Here is a 20,000-nt window from a genome sequence, read left to right as displayed (position 1 = left end):
ATCAAAAACGGCAGAATCATGTACCAAATCATAAACAATATTAAAATTTTTGCATTATCTTTTCATATTATGGAATGTTATCCGCATTGTGAGAATGTGCATTTGGTTAGTTTTGACAAACTCCCGTTCCGGAGCACTTCTCTCTTTTACAGATAATGATTTCTTTTAAATAAAAAGCGGTGAGGCAGGAAATCATTTTGATTCCTGTTCACCGCTTTTTTATATAAAGTATTCTTTTTATTGGTCCGACCATTCCCCGCTCTCAGGCGGGACCTCCGCTACTGTCCGTTCGGAGCGATCAGCCCCATATCGGACGGAGCCTGGTTCGTCTCCGCAGGCGCTGCCGTTGTCTCCGGCGTATACCCCGGTCCGTAGTTGGATCCGGCGGACGGTGCTGCCGTTGTCGGTGCTGCCGTTGTCGGTGCTGCTGTTGTCTCTGCAGCCGTCGTCTCCGCCGCCGTTGACTCCGCAGCAGATTCAGACGGTGCTGCCGCTGACTCTGTGGACTGCGTTTCCGTCGCCGCAACCGTTCCGGAAGTATTTCTCTTGATCGTAGCCGCCTTTCCTTTATAAGTGCTGTTGTGGAGAAGGACATCGCTCACGACCTGCCCGTTCTTTTTCGTGATCAGGTTCGTCTGCCATCTGCTTCCCGGTGTTGCCGCCTTTGCGACAACTTCGGTACCCGGCTGGAGAGTCGGGTCTTCGACATAAGTCGGTGCCGGCGCGTCGAGTTCCTTGATCTTTTCGGAATGCATCGACACGGTCACGCCGTCCTCTAAGATCGGGTTTCCGTAAATGGAAACCGTCAGGGTCTGACCGGAGATGGACGCTTTGATGCCGATCGCTGTCTTTCCGTTATTCACAAACCGCAGATCCGGACCCGCATATCCGTCATAGCTTACCATCGCATCCTCGCCCGGTGTGACATAGGAAGGTTCATATGTGTGTGCATGGCGTTCCGTCGTCTTGAGTCCGGCAAATACGACCGCATTGTAGAGAGTTGAGGATACCTGGCAGACACCGCCGCCCGGCTCCTGAACCACAACGCCGTTGGAGTACGCACCCGCTGGTTTGTATCCTTTTTCTGTGGTACGGTTGCCTGTCATCTTATTAAAGGAGAATTCTTCTCCCGGCTGAAGGATCGTGCCGTTGATCGCCGCGCAGGCGAGACGGATATTTTCGTTTCTGTCCTTATTTGTTGTTGTCGTCGTCGTATATGTTCCGATCTTTTTGAAATTGTCGCGGGCCTGAGCTTCCGTGATCTCCGGCTGTACCTCGTTCGCCGTCGCCGTGATCGTCTTGTCGTACTCTCCCGCTTTCATCGCCGCCGTGATATCGGAGGCAAGTTTTTCCTGATCGATCTTCTTTCCGGTCTGGGCTCCTGCAAATGTAAATTTGCCGGTCGATTTATCATAGGAAGCGATCGAACCATTCTTCGGCTCAACATCCCACTTTGCGGCCAGCGCTTTTACCTCGACCTGGACCGCGTCATCAAGGTCATCCGTCTGAACAGTATAGTCGCCGGATTCCTTCTTTGCGAGTGCCTCTTCGATCACCGCATCTACATTTGCTTCCATAAGGTTCGGAAGTTCTTCCGTGCTGTCACCGAAGGTCACCCTCATCTTCCATCCCATATCTGCAAGGACCTTCTCCATCGCCTCGGATTTTGTGAGACCGTGGATCTGGATCCCGTTTACCGTGATCTCCGCTTCGATCTCTGTCTCCGGCTCCGTCGTTGTCTCCTCCGTGGATGTTTCGGATCCCGCGTCCTGTTTCCCGGACCTTGCACAGCTCTGGAGTCCGACTGCCACGCAGATCAGAAAGATCACGACGCCGATCGCGATCAGGACGATCTTTGCCATATCCGGTCCCTGACCTCTTCCTCTTCCCCGGCCCCGTCTTCTTCCGGAGCCTCCTCTTCTTGCCCCGGTTCCCTTATTCCGGGCATTCTGTACCGCCATGATGCGGTCTGCCGCGCTGGACTGGCGGGATCTTCCGCCCGCTCTGCCGTTTCTGAATGTGTCACTCATTGCTCTCACCTTTTATTTTTGTTTTCAGGACGGATCTTCTCTCTATCCATCCGTTTTTCTGAATCCGAATCCGCGCGAAGCTTCCGGCTCTTACAGGCAGCCGATCCCGGTACAGAAAATGTATCGGGACATCGTTTCCGCAAAACGCGCAGATATACAGGTAGTAGTATAGCATAATTTAAGAAAAATGGTATAACAGAAATCTTAAATTTTATTCACAATTTTGTCTCAGATATGTTAAAATAAGGTAACAGTCTGCTGTTCGTCATTGATGTACAGCATCGCAATTACAGATCAAGAAAGGAACTTCTGATATATGAAACTCATCGACCTTCACGTTCACTCTACCGCCTCCGACGGCTCCTTGACTCCCACCGAGGTCGTAAACCGTGCAGCCGGTCTCGGGCTCACCGCCATGGCTCTCACGGACCACGATACGGTCTCCGGGATCGACGAGGCGTTAAAAGCCGCAAAGGACCTCGATATGGAGGTCATTCCCGGGATCGAGGTCTCCTGTATCTATAAAGAAAAAGAGATCCATATCCTGGGTCTCTACATTGATCATACGAACCCGGAGCTTCTCTCCTTTTTAAAAGAAGCTTCCCGGAAACGATATGACCGCAATATGGAAATGCTCGCCGCCTTCAATAAAGATGGATTTGAGATCACTGTGGAAGATCTCCACTGCGGGAATCCGAAAACCGTGATCACTCGTGCCCACTTTGCGAGAGCGCTTTTAAAGCGGGGATATGTGTCCTCCGTCGATCAGGCGTTCCGGAAATACTTAAACCCGGACCGACCGTACTACCGCTCCAGAGAGCTCATCACGCCGGAGGAAGTCCTTAACGCTCTCCAGGCCGCAGGCGGTTTCCCGGTCCTCGCCCATCCGCTCCAGTATAAGCTCGGCTGGGCAGGCACAGAAGAGCTTGTCTCCATGTTAAAAGAGCATGGTCTTTGCGGTCTCGAATGTTTTCACTCCTCCAACAATCAGGATGAAAGCGGAAAGCTCCGGAAGCTTGCAAAAAAATACGCTCTTGCACCCACAGGCGGCTCCGACTTCCACGGTGCCGCAAAGCCCGATATCGAGATCGGATCCGGACGCGGCGGGCTGCGGGTCTCGGCGCTTTACCTGGACGACATCAAGCTTTCTATGTTTATGGCCGGAATCGGAAGATCTTAGACATGTAACACGTTCCGCACAGCCTGCGAGATCTTCGCCGCCAGCTTATGATCTCTCCCACCGGATGTGATTCCGATGACCGTGTCGCCATCCTTCGCAATCCCCGGAAAATAAAAATCACATTGATCCCGGTCCGACGCATTGTTGACCGGGATATTTTTTTTGCGGCATTCCCGGACGACCTGTGCGTTTACCTCCGGGGTGGCGGCGGCAAGAACGAATGTGAATTTATCTGTCTCCATGGGATCTGCTGAAATTGCTTCCGGCTCTTTGATCTCATACTTTTTCCTTTTCCAGATGATCCGGCAACTCCCCGGGGTCACCTTTCCTGATTTTCCTTCCTCTTCCGCATACACGGTCCCGGCATCCAGCTCCAGCATTTCCAGAAGCTCCTCACCCACCTCCGGTGCCACAACAGTGATCTCACATCCGAACTCCAACAGCGTCCGGATCCGCCTTGCAGCGATCTTTCCGCCGCCGACTACGAGGACACGACGCCCTTCCAGGTTCACAAACAATGGAAAATATGCCATTTTTCCTGATCCTTTCCCTGTTTTTGGTGCATTTTCGACAGTCCGTCCAGCTTCCGCCCGATGTTCCCCATAAATTCCATAAAAATCCAGTTTAGATTGTTAAATTTTTATCTATTCCGTCGATTGTTTTTTCCCTACTCATCTGGTAGAATTCAAATCGTTAAAAGAAAAACGAAGTGACAAAGTAAAACATGAGTAACTGTGGCAGTTACAAGCAACCTTTAAGGAGGTAATCATTATGAAATTAAAAATGAGAAATATTTCCAATCTTGATACATTTTTCAAAGTCATCAATCAGTGTGACGGTGCTGTTGAGTTAAGTCTTCCGGAAGGCGGAAGCGTAAACTTAAAGTCCAAACTCAGCCAGTACTTCTCCATGGCTACCGTTTTTTCCAACGGAAACATCAAGGAGTTAAGCCTTACCACACACAACGATGAGGATTCCAAGCGTCTGATCCAGTACATGGTTCAGGGCTGCTGATCCATTTAAGCCATAACAAACCCTTTACCGGCCAGATTGGAGAGCAGTTCTTCCTTCTTTGCGAAGAAGGTTCCCTGTGCCATCTGGCTGCTTCCCCCGCCTCTCCCGGAGAGTTCCCCATTTAATTCCTTCGAGAGAGCGCGCATGTCCTCGCTCTGGCTCCCCAGAACATAAGAGAATCCCCCATTCACACTTTCTGACAGGGCGAGGACAATTTCCCCCTTCTTTCCTTCGAGCGCGAAGTTCACAAAGTGACGGAGTTCCGTCATATCGAGATCATTTCCGAGGTAACAGATCTTCTCATTTCCCTCTTTTAACTGATCCGCCTGGAATTTCATAAGTTTTCTTGAAGTCTCAGACAATTTTGCCTGAGTCTGCATCAGCTCATTTTTCAGTTTTTCCACGGCATCCGCAGTCTTTCCGGCTTTTGCGGACAGGAATACAGAAATTTTCTGAAGTTCTTCCCTTTTCTTCTCATAATCCATCACAGCCTCTTCCCCGCAGAGCAGAGAGATCCTGACACCGCCCTTATAGTGGATCATGGTTAAAAATTTCACGAGCCCGATCTCACCGGTTTTCGCCACATGTGTCCCGCAGCAGGCGCAGGTATCACCGTTCGGGATGCTGACGATCCGGATGTCCCCGGTCAGCTCCTTTTTGCTCCGGTAGTCCATCTTTGCAAGCTCTTCCTGGGACGGAAATCCCGCGTAGATCTCCAGGTTCTCCCAGATCATCCGGTTCGCTTTCTTTTCGATCTCCAGAAGCTCGTCCCATGTGAGCGTTCCGTTCAGATCGATCGTGATCTCCTCCGATCCCATATGGAATCCCACATTGTCATATCCGTATTTCGCGTGGATCAGGCCGGAGACCAGATGTTCACCGGAATGTCCCTGCATGTTGCGGAAACGTCTGTCCCAGTCGATCTGGCCAGTCACGGTCTCGCCGACGGTAAGCGGTGCGTCCGTATAGTGGACGATCTCCCCTTTCACATCATGGACCGCCGTCACATGCGCTCCGCCGAGGATTCCCGTATCATACGGCTGTCCGCCGCCCTCCGGGTAAAATGCCGTCTGGTCAAGGACCACCTCGTATCCCTTTTTTCCCTCCGCACAGGAAAGGACTTTCGCCTCGAATGTGCGGATATATGCTGAATCATAATATAATTTTTTCATTACTGTCTTTCTCCTCTTTGTCTCTCAATTTCCCCGGATCTTCCGGAAATCATCAAGCCTGACTGACAGTTTTTTCCGTCCTGTCATATCCTGTCTCCTCTCCGGAGCCGTACTCCCGGAACCATCTGCTGCGATCCCTGCTGCCGGACGTCCCAGTGTATCTTGATTTTACCATCTCGCTTCCCATATGACAAGATGGGGATTTCGCCGATGTTTCTCACTCGAAATCGCCAAAATCCCCATCTATTACTGTGTCATATAAACTTTCAGTTCAAAAAATCTCTGTCTGCGAAAAGGGATGTTATGACACCCATGCACCGTCCCCGTTCACATGATACCCGTCCGGAGTAACTGTGTTGACATAGAGCGTGCCGGTCTTGTCTGCGCAGTACCAGGTCCCGCCGACCTCAAACCAGCCGGTCTTTGCATAACCGTCGGCATCCAGATAACTCCAGCTGCCATCGGTCTGTTTCCATTCGTTCGTATGCCACTTGCCGTCATCCTCAAGGTACCACCAGCCATTCGCATCCTGATACCAGCCGCTTGCGACAGAAGTATCGCGCAGCCGCTTTGCTTTCTTCTTTGACTTTTTCTCAAGCTCCGCTGCTTTCGCCTCGATCACCTCCTGTTTCGCCTTCGCACTTTCTCCCGGTGTACTGAATGCCGGGAATTTCAGATAGATCCGCACCCCCCGGACTCCGTCTTCTTCGAGATCATCTTTTCTCAGCCATTCGTACTTTTCGTAGGTGCACTCCAGACCGCGCAGCTGGATCTTCTCGACGGTCTCTTTCGAGAGCTTGTAACCGCTGTCATAATAAAGATCGATCCTGAGCTCCGGTGTGTCCATCCGGTCCCATCTGACCCGGTCATTTACATAATCATAAGAATGGATCGTATATTTTTCCGCAGACGTAGTGATCTCCGGAAGCGTATCATCCAGAAACTGTCCCGGCTTTGCCGCCTCCCCATCAAGATAAAGGGAAATTTTCTGGATCCGCCCGGCTGCCGATGCAGGGAAAACGTTGATCCCTGCGCAGAGGAGTATCCCCGCAATAAAACCTACCTGTCTGAGCTTTCGCTGATTCTTTTTCATACTGACCTGTTCCTCCTTAATTTTATCTCGATCAGATAAATCCCACAGCCCTTTAAGGCGGCGAGAATTCATATATTGTGAGTTCGATCCGGACCATGGTCCTGAATTTTCGCCGCATTCGGAAATGTCCCTTGCACGGCAATAGAAAATTTCTGCTGATATTCGTTAAATCCTGACATGCCCTCCTGCATATACTGAAAGTGTAAAGATATTTCCGGAGGAAATAACATGAGTGATTTAGCTGCTACAAACTGTGGATGTGGATGTGACAGCCCGGCACCGGGCTGCGGCGGATGCGGATGCGGAAACAACTCTCTTTGGATCATCCTGCTTCTCTGCTGCTGCGGCGGTTGGGGACATAACGGCTGCGGAAATAGCTGTGGAAATGGATGCGGATGTGACAACAGCTGTCTCTGGATCATCCTGCTTCTCTGCTGCTGCGGCGGTTGGGGCAATGGAAACGGATGCGGCTTTGGCTGCTGATTCTTTTGCAGTCTCATCTCTTTCACGGGGCGGGAGATCTTCCCGCCCTCCTGTTAAGATTCGCCCAATATTTCCTAACCACGCCTCCGCGGCACCTTCACTCCATCTCTGTTCCATCCGCTTTTTCCCGTCGGATGGTTTTCCTCCGCACGTTTCTGCTCATCCATCATCTTCTTTCTCTCACATTCCTCATCGATCTCATACACACTGTTTCCATCTATGACAAGTCTTCCCATTTTCTTCCATCCGGATTCCGTCCGCAGCTGCGCCATTTCTTTCCATCTGCGTCTTTTTACTGTTATTTTATTCCGGAACTTCTTTCACTGTGAACCCGGAGAAGCAGTGCTTTCGCAGTTACTTTTCACGGGTAGGAATTTTCTGAACTGAAAATTCCGTATGATACCGTTGTGGTCGCGGATTTTCCCGTCATGAGCCGGAACTTCCTCTCATATATTTTCACATACAGGAGGTCCACAAGTATGAGTGAAAAAGAATTAAAACTGACCGATCTCGACTACGCTACCGGTGATCATCATCTCCAGATGGTGAAAGCCGCACTCCCCTACCTCGACATCGGCAGGCAGAGAAATCTTTCCATGTTCGTAAAAGTCGAAGAGCTTCTGCGGACCATGGAATTTTTCCGGGACAACGAAGACGGCATGATGAAGATCTGTGCGCTCGATGCGGAACACACTTCTCCGCGATCCATGCTCTCAGCCGTCCGCCCCTACGCAAACCATCAGGAGCAGGAGATGATCGATATGATGACCCGGTTCTTAGAGACCCGGAAAGGCGCCGCAAATGCCGGAGTCACACCGGATCAGCTTCTCGCGCTTCTGCCGCCGGATGTAAAAAATCAGTTTGAGACCCTGCAGATGGTGATCCAGAGCTTCGCGCCGGGAGGTTCTGCATGAACAACTCCACATGGAAATCCGACCCGAGACTTCACGCCATGGACGCCTCGAAGATCGCGCTTCTCGCATCCTTTGCGGATGAACTTGCAAACACCCCCGAAAATGAGAGAATGCGTGCGTTTCTCAACCTGAATCAGAAGCTGCAGAAAGAGTCCATCTCCTTTTCGGCAGACGAAAAAGAACTTCTCTTTGATGTCCTGTGTGAATCCCTCTCCCCGCCGGAGCGTCAGAAAGCCGAAATGATCCGCCGCCTCGCCGGGCGGCTGAGGTAACAAGTGAACAAAAGCGGCTGGGACGACATGTCATATGAGCATGTCTTCCCAGCCGCCATTTTCTCTGCTGCCGCACATCCGTGAAAAAATTTCATGCCGCTCTGAAACCGGTCATGAGTCTTCCCGGATCACATGCTCAGGAGATCCAGACTCCGGCTTCCCGGTCGGAACCATTTCCAAAACGATACGTCTTTCCGTCGATCGTTCTCTCTCCGGTTACCATCGCACCGGATTCATCGAGATAATACCAGGTTCCATCCGGAGACTGGTACCAGCCGGTCACCATGTAGCCGTCCGCATCAAACCGGTACCAGCTTCCGCCGATCTCCTTCCACTGGTTCTGACACCAAGAAGTCCCTCTGGCATTCATCACATAACGCCACTTTCCGGTTTTGTCTTCCTCGATCCACGCACCTGAAAATGCCTGATCTTTCGGAGTACCTCCATCTTGTGATGTGAATCTGGTTCCGGTATAGACGATCCCGGGTCCGGCAACCGCTTTACTCTTCTTTCCATCGCTGTTTTCTGCTGTCACAAAGAAGGTGTAGAGCTTTCCTTCCTTCATCTGACCGGAAAAATCGATCGTATTTCCACGTTTTACCGTCTCACTCGTTCTCTTTTTTCCATTCTCATAAAGGGTTACATGATAGGAAACCGCCTTATATGCCTGACTCCACTTTGCTGTCCCGGTACCACTCCAGTCCGGATCCAGAGGAACCCCGATCTTTTTATTCATCGGGATCATGTCCACATAGAGCCAGACCTCTTCATTCCCCTCGTATTCTCTCGATACAAAGCGATAGACATCGGACCCTTTGAGGTCGAAATAGGAGCTTCCCTTTTTCCGGAACTCATACCCGCTGTCTGCAACAAGCCCGATCTGGACACGTGCGCAGTAGGAAGAATTCCAGTTGTCAACATCCGCACCGTTGATGACCTCGCAGCCGGTAACTGTGTAGCCTTTTCCCATATTTGTGACCTTGACCTCCCCGGTCTTTGTCAGTTGGGATTCCAGCTTCAGTTTCACCCGCTCGATCTTCACGGGATCTCCCTCTGCCGCCCACGCGCCTGACGAAAACGTCAGGCACATGAGGAGCGACAGAAAGAATACTTTCCAGCCTTTTTTTTGTTTCATGGAATCTTATTTCCTCCCCTCTCTCTTTCTGAACAGAAGACCAAGGGATAAGAGGACTCCCATCGCAGAGAACGCACCGAAGATCATGATTCCGTATTTCTTGTCTTTCACGAAATCGTTGCTCTTTAACTGTGCCTGATCGGCGATCAGTCCCTGAGATGCCATCTCCTTCACCTTGTCGTCCACACTTGTAAGATCACTGCTCTTTTGAGACAGGTAATCTTTCGCTGTGTAGACCTTGTAAGATCCGTCTGCCGGATTATAGACAGTGATCAGTTTCCTTTCCGTCACAGAGCCGGATGTCGGATCGGTGGTCATTCCATCGGCTGCTTCCGCAGATGTTCCGTCGAAGGAGGCCTCAGAAGCCTGTTGTCCGGAAGCTTCAGAAGAATTTCCAGCGGACTCTCCGGCCTGTTCTCCGTCAGTCTGAGCTGCCGCGTCTGCTGCCTTTCCGGCTTCATCCGCGGAACCTTCTGCAGATGTTCCGGAGGTCGTATCCTCAGAGGCAGCATTCGAAGCTGCATCTTCAAAATCATTCTCCGATCCTGCAGAGTCGGAAGCTGCTGCACCGGAATTGTCCGTATTGCCGGTCTCTGCGTCATCTGCACGGTTCTCCGGCAGCGCGTTCTGTGCTTTGTCTGATCCGTCTGCAGTCTTCTCTGCGTCTTCCTTCTGCACTGCCAGGGATTCTGCATTCTGAGCTGCATTCTTCATCTGAGTATCGGCTGCACCGGATTGCTTCGCTGCATCCGTGCTCTCTGATGCATCTTTGCTCTTCGCATCGGCCGCATCGGCTTTCACATCGTCCTTCGCCTTTCCGAAGAGACTCCTGATCTTATCCACGATACTGCTGTTTCCGGATTTCTCCTTCTCAGCCGCGCTCTCAGATACAGCGGCTTTCTCTTTTCCGCCATCCTTTTTGTCAGTCGTCTTCTTCTCGGAATCCGGCTTTTCGGAAGCTTTTACATCCTTTTCAGAAGTATCCGCCTCACGATCCTTCACCGATGTTCCGGAAACAGTATTTTTCTCCGTATTGTCGGAGGTCCTTCCGTTTCCGTCTGTCGTTTCCGTCTTGTCAGCCGTTCTGTCGTTTTCTCCGTTCTTTTCGGTCTTGTCAGGATCACCGGATGAGGATCCGTCTCCTCCTGCCTTTCCGGAAGAAACAGCCGCATCCCCGTCTCCGGAGGCGGTTCCCTTGTAGGAAAGGATATCGTCAAGACTTCCAAGTTTTCCGTTGCTTAAGTTCGTCATGAGGTTCACGGATGCCTGATATCCGGAATTGTTGATTCCGAACCAGCTTCCTAAGTAACTCTCGATATACTGACCCGCGTAATCCGCAAGTGTCAGATCCTCGCCGTTCTCCCAGGAATCCGCCTCCTCAAGCGTAAGCTCCGTTCCGGTCAGGAAGTTGAAGGCAAATACCTTTCCGTCCTCAAACCGGCCGATCGCGACATGGCTGCTGTCGTTCATATTATCAGCCAGCTCCACGATCCCGCGGTTTGTGAAGCTCTCCGGAAGATGGATCGACTCATTTAAGTCATGAAGCATTCCATCGGTTCCGAGAACTGTCAGATACTGGCTGTCCTGATATGTATCTGCGAGCACTGCCCCGTAGACAAGCTCCGGATCCGTCTCCAATCCGAACAGGGTTCCGTTCTTCACATAAGCGAGCCGGTCGAGGTCCTCCCCGTCGTAGTGGATGAACTGGTGGTAGACGGAAAGCTTCTTTCCATCGTATGTAAAGGTATGGACTGCCTTCGGTTCCTCCCACTGAATGTCAGAGAAATCGCAGTGCGATACGACGCTTCCGCTCTCCACATCCCAGACATCGCCGTTTAAGTCGAGCGCTTTTCCGTCGCGCAGGTTCAGGAAGCTTCCCGCGATCTGCTTTCCGGACGCACTCCGGATCCCGGAACCGGTCAGGTAATACTGATCCCCGTTCCATGCCATGACGGAGGACACAAGGTCCGTCGCCAGAACATCATAGGTCTGTGTAAATCCGAGTTCCGGTGCCGAGAGCGTTACGGTAAGCGGCGTACTGTAATTGTACGGCATCGTATAGATCCGGTCGGTCGTGTTGACACTTAAGACTTCCCCGGATCCATCTGCAACCGTCATCGTCACTCCGACAACGTCGGGAGCGAGTTCAAACGTGATGGACGCCGGTCCCGAAGCGGATACCCAGAGGTACTGCTCGTCGGTAAGATCCCGAAGTGACAACATCGAAGTCATCGCGCCTGTCGGGATCGGAACTCCCCAGAAGCCGTAGGAGCCATCCTCATAGTTGATGAGGTTTGTCTGTGTCTGATCCGGATACGGGTAGAAGCTCTCCCCCGTCTTTACATACGGGAAATGTGCCGTATACGTATCATTATTTCCAGGCTTCAGGTTCTTATAATCCCAGTAGCTGGAATTCAGGCTCAAAACATTCGTGTAGAACGCATTGGTACCAAACACATTCGCATCCGTAACAAAATACTGGTACGGAGCAACGGCTGCCGGATCATCGAATTTCGTCGGATCCTTCGCATTTGCATTCAGCTTAAGTTCCGCATACGGTTTTCCGCTTCCGGTGTAATCCTGGATCTTCGAACCGTTCTCGCCCCAGAGCGGTGTGCCGTTTAATTTCAGTCCGCCCCAGACAGCTGCCTTCGGAGCTGCTCCGTTCACGGTCCGGATCCCCTCATCGTCAAGAGTCCTTGTCGGTCTTAAATAAGTTGAATCCGTATCTGTGTACTCAGTCGTGTCCAGATAGAAAGTACCCCAGACGGTCGGTGTACTCGATCTGCCCGTCACGGTTACATCCGAAGTCAGAACGAGATTATTATAATTTTCGCTGCTCAGATAGTCATTTCCGTGGGCAACGACAGCACCCGTTGCATCTCTCTCCGGATTGCTGTAGGTGAGACGTCCGACAAAAGCGCCTGCCTGCTCAACAGATTTGACCGTTCCTCCGAAGATACCTTCCTTCACCATCGCGCGGTTGTATGAAATGTATCCACGGTTATCGTATTTGTAGTCGTAGAGGATTCCCGCAAATGCACCGGCTGCAGAACCAGTCGCCTCGACATCCGCATTGCAGTTCATATACGTATATCTTCCGGCGATCGCAATTCCGGTGATACCGCCAACCCCCGTGACGCCTTTGACCTTTGTGTTATTGACAACGAAGAAGCTGGCGGCCGTTCCGGTTCCCTCGTTTCTTCCGGCAATTCCGCCGACACCCATCGAAGTTGCTCCGGTTCCCTGAACTGTACATCCGACAACCGCAACCTGAGAGATCCCCTCCTGGGCAGATGTATTACCCATGATGCCGCCGATATAGTTTCCGCTTCCCTCGACCGTTGAATCAACGACGCTCGAGTAGTAGATACCGCCACTCTGCCCGTTTGAAATACCGGCAACGTAGGAAGTTCCGGTGATCACGGACTCTTTTACGAGTGCGCGGTTCACTTTCGCTCCACTCTGGATGATTCCCATCGTGTAGCTTCCGGTTCCCTTAATATAGGAGCGGTATACCATGGCATCATCGATCCTCGTCCACCAGCTTCCGATTCCGAGGATACCTGCGGTGGTTCCTCCGCCGGAGACATAAGTGTACTGCACCTTCGTGTTCGTGATCGGTGCACTGTCTCTCGTCGACTCGGAGAACAGGGAGCCGATACCGCCGGTATAGTTTTTGCCGCTTACAAAGACCGGATATCCGCTCTCACCGACCGTAAGGTTTCCGGACGGCACGCCCTGAGCGAGACGTCCGGCGATACCGCCGTTATAACTATAACCACTGACATAGATTCCTTTGACCGAAGCATCTGTAATCGTCGCTTTTGTTCCGCCGACGATACCGCCGACGCCCTCACTGTACGGTGCAACGATCCGGTAGGTAAAGAGTGTGTCCGATGGAAGACCGTCGAGGGACGTATAGTCCACCGCGTCTCCTTCCGCCATGATGTTGCTGATCGCACCGGTCGAGTAACCGGCAAGACCACCGACATAACTCGATGTCGAGGAAACCGAGATCTCGATATTCTTTAAGGAAGCATTCGTGATCGTACCTGTGTTCGTTCCGATCATACCGACCTGGGATGCCTGATAACCGGTAAGTTTTACCTTCTCGAACTCGCAGTTCTCGATCTTACCCTGGTTTGTGGAGACAATACCAAAACCGGTTCCCGCCTTTGTTCCGTTGTTGATCGCGATATCGGCAAAGCGCAGGTTCTTCATCTCCCCGGCGATCACGTTGATCATGGATTCCGCAGCACTCGCTGTGCTGTACTCCTTTCCGCCAAAGGTGATCGTATACTTTCCGCCGTCGCTCTTTGTCTCACCGACGAGGGAATTGATCTTTAAGCCCATCGGGATCTTTCCGTTCGTTACATACTTGGAAAGATCGATGTCCCCGGCGATCCGGAAGTTCTCGAAGTTCTGTCCCGCCTCTGTCATCGCAGCATACCACTCTTCCGCATCGCGGATCGTCCGCGCGATGACGGTTCCCTCTCTCACGAGGATCTGGATCGCAAGGCGCTTCTCCACACCATCTTTCTTAAAGACTGCGAATGCCGGGTAGACGGACTGGAATTTCGTCGGCTGTACATCCGAATACTGGATTCCAAGCCCATCGACTGCCTTTTTAGGATCTGAGGAGGAAAAATCGAGTCCATCCGCCTCAATGCGATTCAAAAGGAAACCGTTTCCGCCGTTCTCTGCGTATACCTCGACGTTATAGACACCACTGCTCAGCTGATAGATCTCCGCTCTTCTCACTTTCAGGTTTTCATCCGGAAGTTCGCGCGGGGTCTGATCTGCGAGAATTTCCCCGGAAACATTCTTTAACTGCGGAAGATATCCGTCCTCGATCCGATAGCCGCTGCTGCCCTCGATATCAAAGCTGTTTCCGATTCGTCCGCGGTTTCTGAAGAAGTTCTGGGTCAGGAATTCCCCTGCCGCAGAGAGGTAAGTCGCTGTAAGAAGCTCCACGGAAGTTCCCGTTCCGACGATCTGGCCGCTGTAGGCAGTGCCGTTTGTGACTGCACACTGTGCAACACCACGTATATTTCCGTAGATACGGTTGATATTGGAACCGCTTCCGGAGAGGTTTCCGATCGAGATGACATCATCAACCGAGACGTTATCCGTCGCAATTCCCAGAATTCCGCCGAGGTCTCCGGTCGAGCTTGTGATATCCGTCAGGGATACCGCCTCACTGACGTCGGAGCTTCCGGCTCCCACGATCCCGCCGGTGCCGCCAAAAGCGGTATTGATCGTTCCGTGAGAGTAAGCATTTGATACAGATCCGAATGTCTCGACGTATCCGACGAGACCTCCGACTCCGTTCGCACGGACTCCGTTCTTCGCCTCGATGTCAAGCCCCGATGCGTAGGAGTTCTTCACCGTGAGACCTTTTCCGTAACCGACAAGACCGCCGACCGAAAGGGCGCTGTTTCCGTAGGCTGCTGTCCGGATCGATACATCTTCCATCCGGCAGTCCTCGACTGTGCTGTACTCAAGGTAGGAAACAAGACCGCCGATGTTCGACGGCATATCGGAGAGCGTCACCTTTGAGGCACGGATATTCTTTAAAGTCGTGTTGTTTAAAACCTTTCCAAATATCCCGGCCTGCATGGACTTCGCCTTGTTGTCCGCGGAGTCATTTGTGATTAGTTCAACATTTTCAAAATTGATGTCTTTGATCTCCGCTCCGGATACGACCGAAAAGATCGTGGAGCCGACACCGCTGATATTCTTTACCGTATGTCCGTCACCGCTTAGCTTTCCGGTAAACGGAACCTTTTCCGTGCCGACCTGCATCGCTGCGAGGTTCTTTCCGGTGAAGTCGAGATCATCCACAAGGATAAAGTTCTCCGCCGGGTACTGGTCCAGATAGAGCCAATCCTCGAAGCTTGCGATCTCGCGGTAGAAATCAGCCTCAATATAGTTTCCGTCCTGACCGCAGGCGACAGTCGTCGTCTCGTGGCTCACCGTGTTGATCTCGTAGGTAATGCTCGTATAGAGATACTTTCCGGTAAAGGATTTCGGATCGCTGACCTTCACGCGGACGACGTACATGCCGTTTTCTGTATACTGGTCAGGAACCTCCGTCGTCAGGCCATCGATGCCGATTCCGGTAATCTTCTGCTGGTTGTTGCTCCGGTAGTAGAGGAGGATTTCCGCCTCTTTATTTGTCTGGCTGACCACACGGCTGCTGACAAATTCCGGAACATCTGCACCCGGTGCCGGCGGCAGGGCGATATTCTCCTGCGCCGTCTCCATCGCATCCGACATATTGATCCGCGGATAGTATCCGCTCGCGAGCTGGCTCTCGATCGTAAAGGCATCCGGATTCTTGAAAGCCTTCTCATACCAGACACCGTCCCAGAGTCTCTGGACCGCCGTCGCCGTTCCGAGATCCTTCGGATATACCGCTACGGAACTCATCGAGATATGGTAGAGATCCGTCGAGCGCGCGCCGCTGTTGTTGGCGCCGACCGTAGACCCGCCTTTATCGTAGATCTTGTAAACGGACTGTTTTCCGTTTTCATACGTATAATAGTAGGTGTCTCCGACAAAGAAGCTGTTCCGGACGGTACCGCTGTTTTCTCCGACAATTCCGGCAGTCCGGCTCATTGTCCACTCACTGTTGTTGTACTCGTTGACCGTATTGTTGATCACAAAGGTATCCTCGATCAGACCGGTCGCCGAGTTCGTACATGCCATCGCACCATATCTGCCGGATGCAACCGTCACATCGCCTCCATAGACGACGCTCTCCATGACAACGTCCTTTCCGTAGACAACGCCGCGGCGGATCGTTCCCTGGTTTTCGCTGCACACAATACCAATGTAGCTTCTCGCGTGGAGCTCCTTCTCAAGTTTGATGGAGAAGTTTTCAATCACGCCGGATTTATAGTTCGTATATACAAGGAATCCGTTGCTGTAGTTCGGTCTCGTCCGCCCGAGCGACATCGTCATCACAATATTTTTGATGGTTCCATAGTTCATGGTGACAATTCCGCCTGTCTGCGAGATCTGTGAAGTAGGAGAAACGGTTCTCCGGTAATTGAATACAATGTTCTTTACCACGCCGGTACTCTTGAGGGTTCCGATCACCGCTCCGTAGTTGCTGCCCTCCGGGAAGGAAAGCGTATGCCCCTGGAAGTCAACGGTTCCGGCAAAGTTCGATACATAGCTGGAATCCGTCCTCTCGATATCCGCGATGACCGCGAACTTTCCGTTCGGATTTGCATTCAGCTTCGTCCGGAACTCCGTCCAGTTCGAGATCGTATCCATTCCGGTCTCCGTCGTGAAGTTCACTTTTGAGAGGACAATGTCCTCGTAACCGCGGACGCTGATCAGGAGATCGACCTCATATGTCCAGAATCCCTTACAGTCAAAGCTCTTTGCCTCCGAGATTCCCTGGTCTCCCGCTGTATCATACGGGAAATCATAGGAAATCCGGCTGATCTCCTTTAACTTGGAGGAGTCAACGTCCATACCGTCCGCTCCTTTTAAGAGCAGGGTGTATGTTCCGTTCTTCAGTTCCTTCTTCCGGTCGTTTAACGTAACCGTCACGGAAGATTTCCATCCGGATCCCGCAGACACAATGGACTCGAGATCAAGCGAACCGGTAATTCCCTCACCTGTTGTAACATAGAGTCTGTTCGGATCCGGGAACGTGTAGTTCGTCTCATTCTTTCCGCTGTCGTAGTAGACGTTGTAGTTCTGCGCCGTGAACTCAATACGGTAATCCGTATCCATCTTCAGGTTGTTGAAACGAAGGCTTTCGTACTCCGTATTTGTCTTGATCATTCTGGTCTCGACAAGGCTTGCCTCCGATACAGAGTAGAGCTTTACCGTGATCGTTCCTTTATCGACGGCATTGTCCAGGTCATCGAAATAGAAGTGGTAGATCTCGATGAAGTTCGAGAGTGTGAACACGCCGTCATGGCGGATTCCCGCCGTCTGCTTCAGGGTACGGAGCTGAAGGCTGTTTGTCGACGCGCCAACGTTGTATTCACTTCCGCCCTGAGCTGCAACAGCTCCGACCGATACCGTGTAAACAGTCATGGAGTCAAACGGATCATCCTGTCCTTCTCCCTCGCGGAACTGCAGTTCTGCTCTCCAGCCCTTCATGAGAAGCTCCCAGGCATTCGTATTTTCCGTCGGTGCTGTTCCCGTGAGAACGACCTTCGGGACAGACGCATCTGTCGAATCGTGATCCTGAATCACCATGCTCGCAGTACCGGCCTGCACCGGCACTTTTTCGAGTTCTTTCCTTGAGAGGATCTCCTCGTTCTTCCATGTCTTTGTATCGGAAGAGATCTCGACCGGAAGGCGCTCCATAAGAGTCAAAAGACCCTCAAGTGTCTTATCTGTATCGATACTGAGTCCGATCGTGAACGAAGAATCCGTGATATCCGCGGAGTCGACATCCACATATGCGTTTCCGAGAAGACTGATCGGAGCCGTGTAGACGGAAAGTCTTCCTAGCTGCATGTTTCTCTGCCAGTTTTCCGTATTTTTATCATTCAGATCATAATCCGCACGGGCAACCATATAGAACGAGCTTCCGGACGGAAGGTTTGTGATCATAAACTCATTCGCTTTTCCATCCGTGGAAACTGCCCTGCGGTAGCGCGTATTGATCCCGTCTCCCGTCTCGTCAAAGGCCGGCACATCTTCTCCCTGCTGGTTGACCACATAGAAATAGCAGTTCTCCATCGCCGCATGGTCCGTGTTCTGGATCTGGACGGAGATCGTCTGGGTCCCGACCGTGTTTCCTGTCTCGCGGAGTGAAGCTTTCGGCTCCACTTTGCTCGTATGAGTCGATCCCCTTGTGATGCTGTCCGATGTCAGTTCAAATTCATTCCGGAACCGGTCCATGACGCGGATCGTGTAATCATAGGTCTTATTGGAAGAAAAACCTTCTTTGGAAAGCCAGTCTCCCGCTGTTCCCTTTTTGATATTTCTCACGATCGTACCGCCGACGTTGTAATCCTCACCGCCGGCCGTCACCTCGATCCTGCTGATGTACGGGATCGCGGAGATCCGTTCATCGGAAGTCGCGACATCCTCTGCGAGGATCCTGTCGATCCCGATCTGATACGGGAGGAAGGTATCTCGCTCAGAGAATGTCAGCCGCATCGGGCGAAGTGTCGTCATCGGAAGTGTCGAGATCTCGATGGCATCCATGAATGGCTTTGTCACCTTGATACCTTCATCGTTGCGGAAAACGATATCTCCGCTTAACTGGTACGTCGTTCCCGGTTCCAGGTTTGTAACCTCGAGCGTACCTTCTTTTTTCATGTTTTTACGGCTCTTCTGGGTTCCGTTGACACTGAACCGGAAGACGACACGAACAAGACGGCTCTGATCATCCGTGATCTCAACCTTGCCTGTCATGCCATATACGCCGACATTGATATTGGAAAGTGTCACTGTCGGTTCCTTAAATTCATCCGGACGTACGTCAGAATCGCCTCCGTCGGAGGATCCATCGCCTGTGTCTGCACCGGAATCGCCGTCTCCGGACTGGTCAACGCTGCCGCTGCCTCCGGATGGGGAGGACGAACTTCCGCCGCCTCCGCCGGAACTTCCGCTTCCGGAGCTTCCGCTTCCGCTTCCGGAGTCGGATGCTCCGCCTCCGCCGGAGCCGCCGCTGCTGCTTCCGCTGCCTCCGCTCGCAGATCCGCCTCCCGCGGAACCGGAGCCGCTGCCGGAATCGGAGTCGCCGGAGCTGTCTCCGCTGCCTTCCTCTGCGAAGGTGCTGTCCGTATAGAGACCGCTGTCATCGCTTCCGTTATTTCCATCCGTGCTGCCGGACTCATCGATCTCCTCGTTCACCTGTCTGTTCCCATCGGCTCCCGGTGTTACCGGAAGTGCCGGTGTGACAGAGGTGTCCGCATTTGCGACAGTCTCTCCGTTTGCATGCTCGCCGGAAGATCCCGGTCTTCTCTGCTCACGGTCCGAACGGTCGGCCGGGTTTGTCTCCGCCTCCGTCTCTGGCTGTATTTTCTGCTCTGTGGAGCTGTACTCTGCGACGAGACCGAGCTGTTTTAAAAACTCATCGTAGGACATGCTGACCGAACCGATCTTGACCGTGTCCCCGTAAGTGATCTTTGTCTGCCCGTAGACAAGTCTTCCGTCATCGTAGCTGTAATAGTGGATGCCGGAATCTCCAAGGTACATGATACTGTTTAAACGGATCCTTGATTCGTTACCGGAAGAGGTCACGGTCATCGGCTGGGTGTTGATGTAGAGACCTTTTCCTGCTGTGGAGAGGATATACTCCTCGTCCTCTGCTGTCTGACCGTCAATATCATATGCAGTACCATTGCTCAGGAGCATACCTTCATACGGTTCATACGACTCAAAATCGTTTGTGATGAGTTTGAGATCACCGTTTAAATAATAGAGCGCCGTTCCCTCCTGTGCAAATAACGGGTAGGTGATATCGACGGATTCTTTCTTATCGCCGATAAAGTACCGGTTTGCTCTGCGGTACAGCGCTTCATCCTCTGTGCAGGCACGCATCGAAAGGACCTCTTTGTCTTCCTCCGGCGTTCCGTCTGCCTTTAAGGTATCTGTGATGTCCTTTTCTGTCACTGCAAATGCCGGAAGCTGAAGCCAGGCCAGAGTCTGAAGGCGGTATGTGTAGGCAAATACCACCACCGCAAGCAGCATGGCTGCCATCGCGATAATTTTTTTCAT

General features: G+C 52.0%; 12 protein-coding genes. 5 read left to right on the top strand and 7 right to left on the bottom strand.

Going from position 1 to position 20,000, the window contains the following annotated elements:
- Positions 1-278: 278 nt before the first annotated feature.
- A complete protein-coding gene (locus tag GPK90_RS05935; protein ID WP_215702498.1) occupies positions 279-2,030 on the bottom strand; it encodes a VanW family protein in 1,752 nt (583 codons plus the stop codon).
- Between the two features lie 316 nt (positions 2,031-2,346).
- On the opposite strand from GPK90_RS05935, the gene GPK90_RS05930 reads away from it, so the two are divergent.
- Entirely contained in the window at positions 2,347-3,210 is an 864-nt protein-coding gene (locus tag GPK90_RS05930; RefSeq protein WP_118532024.1) for a PHP domain-containing protein, read from the top strand.
- Here the strand turns inward: GPK90_RS05930 and GPK90_RS05925 are convergent.
- Positions 3,207-3,743 (bottom strand): precorrin-2 dehydrogenase/sirohydrochlorin ferrochelatase family protein, encoded by a 537-nt coding sequence (locus GPK90_RS05925; RefSeq protein WP_215702497.1) that lies wholly within the window; start codon positions 3,741-3,743, stop codon positions 3,207-3,209. The two genes, GPK90_RS05930 and GPK90_RS05925, sit on opposite strands and share 4 nt — an antisense overlap.
- Positions 3,744-3,981: 238 nt before the next feature.
- Between GPK90_RS05925 and GPK90_RS05920 the strand changes: the two genes are divergently transcribed.
- Positions 3,982-4,224, top strand: a complete 243-nt coding sequence (locus GPK90_RS05920; protein WP_118532019.1) for a polya polymerase — start codon at positions 3,982-3,984, stop codon at positions 4,222-4,224.
- Positions 4,225-4,229: 5 nt separating this feature from the next.
- On the opposite strand, the gene GPK90_RS05915 is transcribed toward GPK90_RS05920, so the two are convergent.
- Together GPK90_RS05915 and GPK90_RS05910 are read right to left on the bottom strand one after the other, a co-directional pair.
- Positions 4,230-5,396 carry an alanine--tRNA ligase-related protein gene (locus GPK90_RS05915; RefSeq protein WP_215702496.1) on the bottom strand — a complete coding sequence of 389 codons (1,167 nt, stop codon included), beginning with the start codon at positions 5,394-5,396 and terminating at the stop codon, positions 4,230-4,232.
- Between the two features lie 301 nt (positions 5,397-5,697).
- The gene (locus GPK90_RS05910; protein ID WP_215702495.1) at positions 5,698-6,489 is read right to left on the bottom strand and encodes a hypothetical protein; all 792 of its coding nucleotides are present in this window, start codon (positions 6,487-6,489) and stop codon (positions 5,698-5,700) included.
- A 228-nt stretch (positions 6,490-6,717) separates the two neighbouring features.
- Between GPK90_RS05910 and GPK90_RS05905 the strand changes: the two genes are divergently transcribed.
- Positions 6,718-6,972: a chorion class high-cysteine HCB protein 13 gene (locus tag GPK90_RS05905; protein ID WP_118735500.1), complete on the top strand. Its 255-nt coding sequence runs from the start codon at positions 6,718-6,720 to the stop codon at positions 6,970-6,972.
- Positions 6,973-7,046: 74 nt separating this feature from the next.
- Here the strand turns inward: GPK90_RS05905 and GPK90_RS05900 are convergent, their stop codons facing one another.
- The gene (locus GPK90_RS05900) at positions 7,047-7,208 is read right to left on the bottom strand and encodes a hypothetical protein (RefSeq protein ID WP_215702494.1); all 162 of its coding nucleotides are present in this window, start codon (positions 7,206-7,208) and stop codon (positions 7,047-7,049) included.
- A 243-nt stretch (positions 7,209-7,451) separates the two neighbouring features.
- Between GPK90_RS05900 and GPK90_RS05895 the strand changes: the two genes are divergently transcribed.
- On the top strand, positions 7,452-7,886 hold the full coding sequence (locus GPK90_RS05895; protein WP_215702493.1) for a hypothetical protein: 435 nt from the start codon (positions 7,452-7,454) through the stop codon (positions 7,884-7,886).
- Positions 7,883-8,158, top strand: a complete 276-nt coding sequence (locus GPK90_RS05890; RefSeq protein ID WP_215702492.1) for a hypothetical protein — start codon at positions 7,883-7,885, stop codon at positions 8,156-8,158. Before GPK90_RS05895 ends, GPK90_RS05890 begins: the two co-directional genes overlap by 4 nt.
- A 136-nt stretch (positions 8,159-8,294) precedes the next feature.
- On the opposite strand, the gene GPK90_RS05885 is transcribed toward GPK90_RS05890, so the two are convergent.
- Positions 8,295-9,293, bottom strand: coding sequence for an N-acetylmuramoyl-L-alanine amidase family protein (locus GPK90_RS05885; RefSeq protein WP_215702491.1), 999 nt, complete (start codon positions 9,291-9,293; stop codon positions 8,295-8,297).
- Between the two features lie 6 nt (positions 9,294-9,299).
- Positions 9,300-20,000 (bottom strand): GLUG motif-containing protein, encoded by a 10,701-nt coding sequence (locus GPK90_RS05880; protein ID WP_215702490.1) that lies wholly within the window; start codon positions 19,998-20,000, stop codon positions 9,300-9,302.

Source organism: Clostridium sp. MCC344 (assembly GCF_018785365.1).
Lineage (GTDB): Bacteria > Bacillota > Clostridia > Lachnospirales > Lachnospiraceae > Pilosibacter.
The sequence above is the reverse complement of the archived record's forward strand: the minus strand, read 5'-3'. Positions and strand labels throughout refer to the sequence as shown.

Bases quoted from the DNA above. Each gene is read 5' to 3' on its own strand.
- GPK90_RS05905 (WP_118735500.1), top strand. From the start codon at position 6,718: ATGAGTGATTTAGCTGCTACAAACTGTGGATGTGGATGTGACAGCCCG.
- GPK90_RS05895 (WP_215702493.1), top strand. From the start codon at position 7,452: ATGAGTGAAAAAGAATTAAAACTGACCGATCTCGACTACGCTACCGGT.
- GPK90_RS05930 (WP_118532024.1), top strand. From the start codon at position 2,347: ATGAAACTCATCGACCTTCACGTTCACTCTACCGCCTCCGACGGCTCC.
- GPK90_RS05920 (WP_118532019.1), top strand. From the start codon at position 3,982: ATGAAATTAAAAATGAGAAATATTTCCAATCTTGATACATTTTTCAAA.
- GPK90_RS05910 (WP_215702495.1), bottom strand. From the start codon at position 6,489: ATGAAAAAGAATCAGCGAAAGCTCAGACAGGTAGGTTTTATTGCGGGG.
- GPK90_RS05900 (WP_215702494.1), bottom strand. From the start codon at position 7,208: ATGGGAAGACTTGTCATAGATGGAAACAGTGTGTATGAGATCGATGAG.
- GPK90_RS05935 (WP_215702498.1), bottom strand. From the start codon at position 2,030: ATGAGTGACACATTCAGAAACGGCAGAGCGGGCGGAAGATCCCGCCAG.
- GPK90_RS05890 (WP_215702492.1), top strand. From the start codon at position 7,883: ATGAACAACTCCACATGGAAATCCGACCCGAGACTTCACGCCATGGAC.
- GPK90_RS05880 (WP_215702490.1), bottom strand. From the start codon at position 20,000: ATGAAAAAAATTATCGCGATGGCAGCCATGCTGCTTGCGGTGGTGGTA.
- GPK90_RS05915 (WP_215702496.1), bottom strand. From the start codon at position 5,396: ATGAAAAAATTATATTATGATTCAGCATATATCCGCACATTCGAGGCG.
- GPK90_RS05885 (WP_215702491.1), bottom strand. From the start codon at position 9,293: ATGAAACAAAAAAAAGGCTGGAAAGTATTCTTTCTGTCGCTCCTCATG.
- GPK90_RS05925 (WP_215702497.1), bottom strand. From the start codon at position 3,743: ATGGCATATTTTCCATTGTTTGTGAACCTGGAAGGGCGTCGTGTCCTC.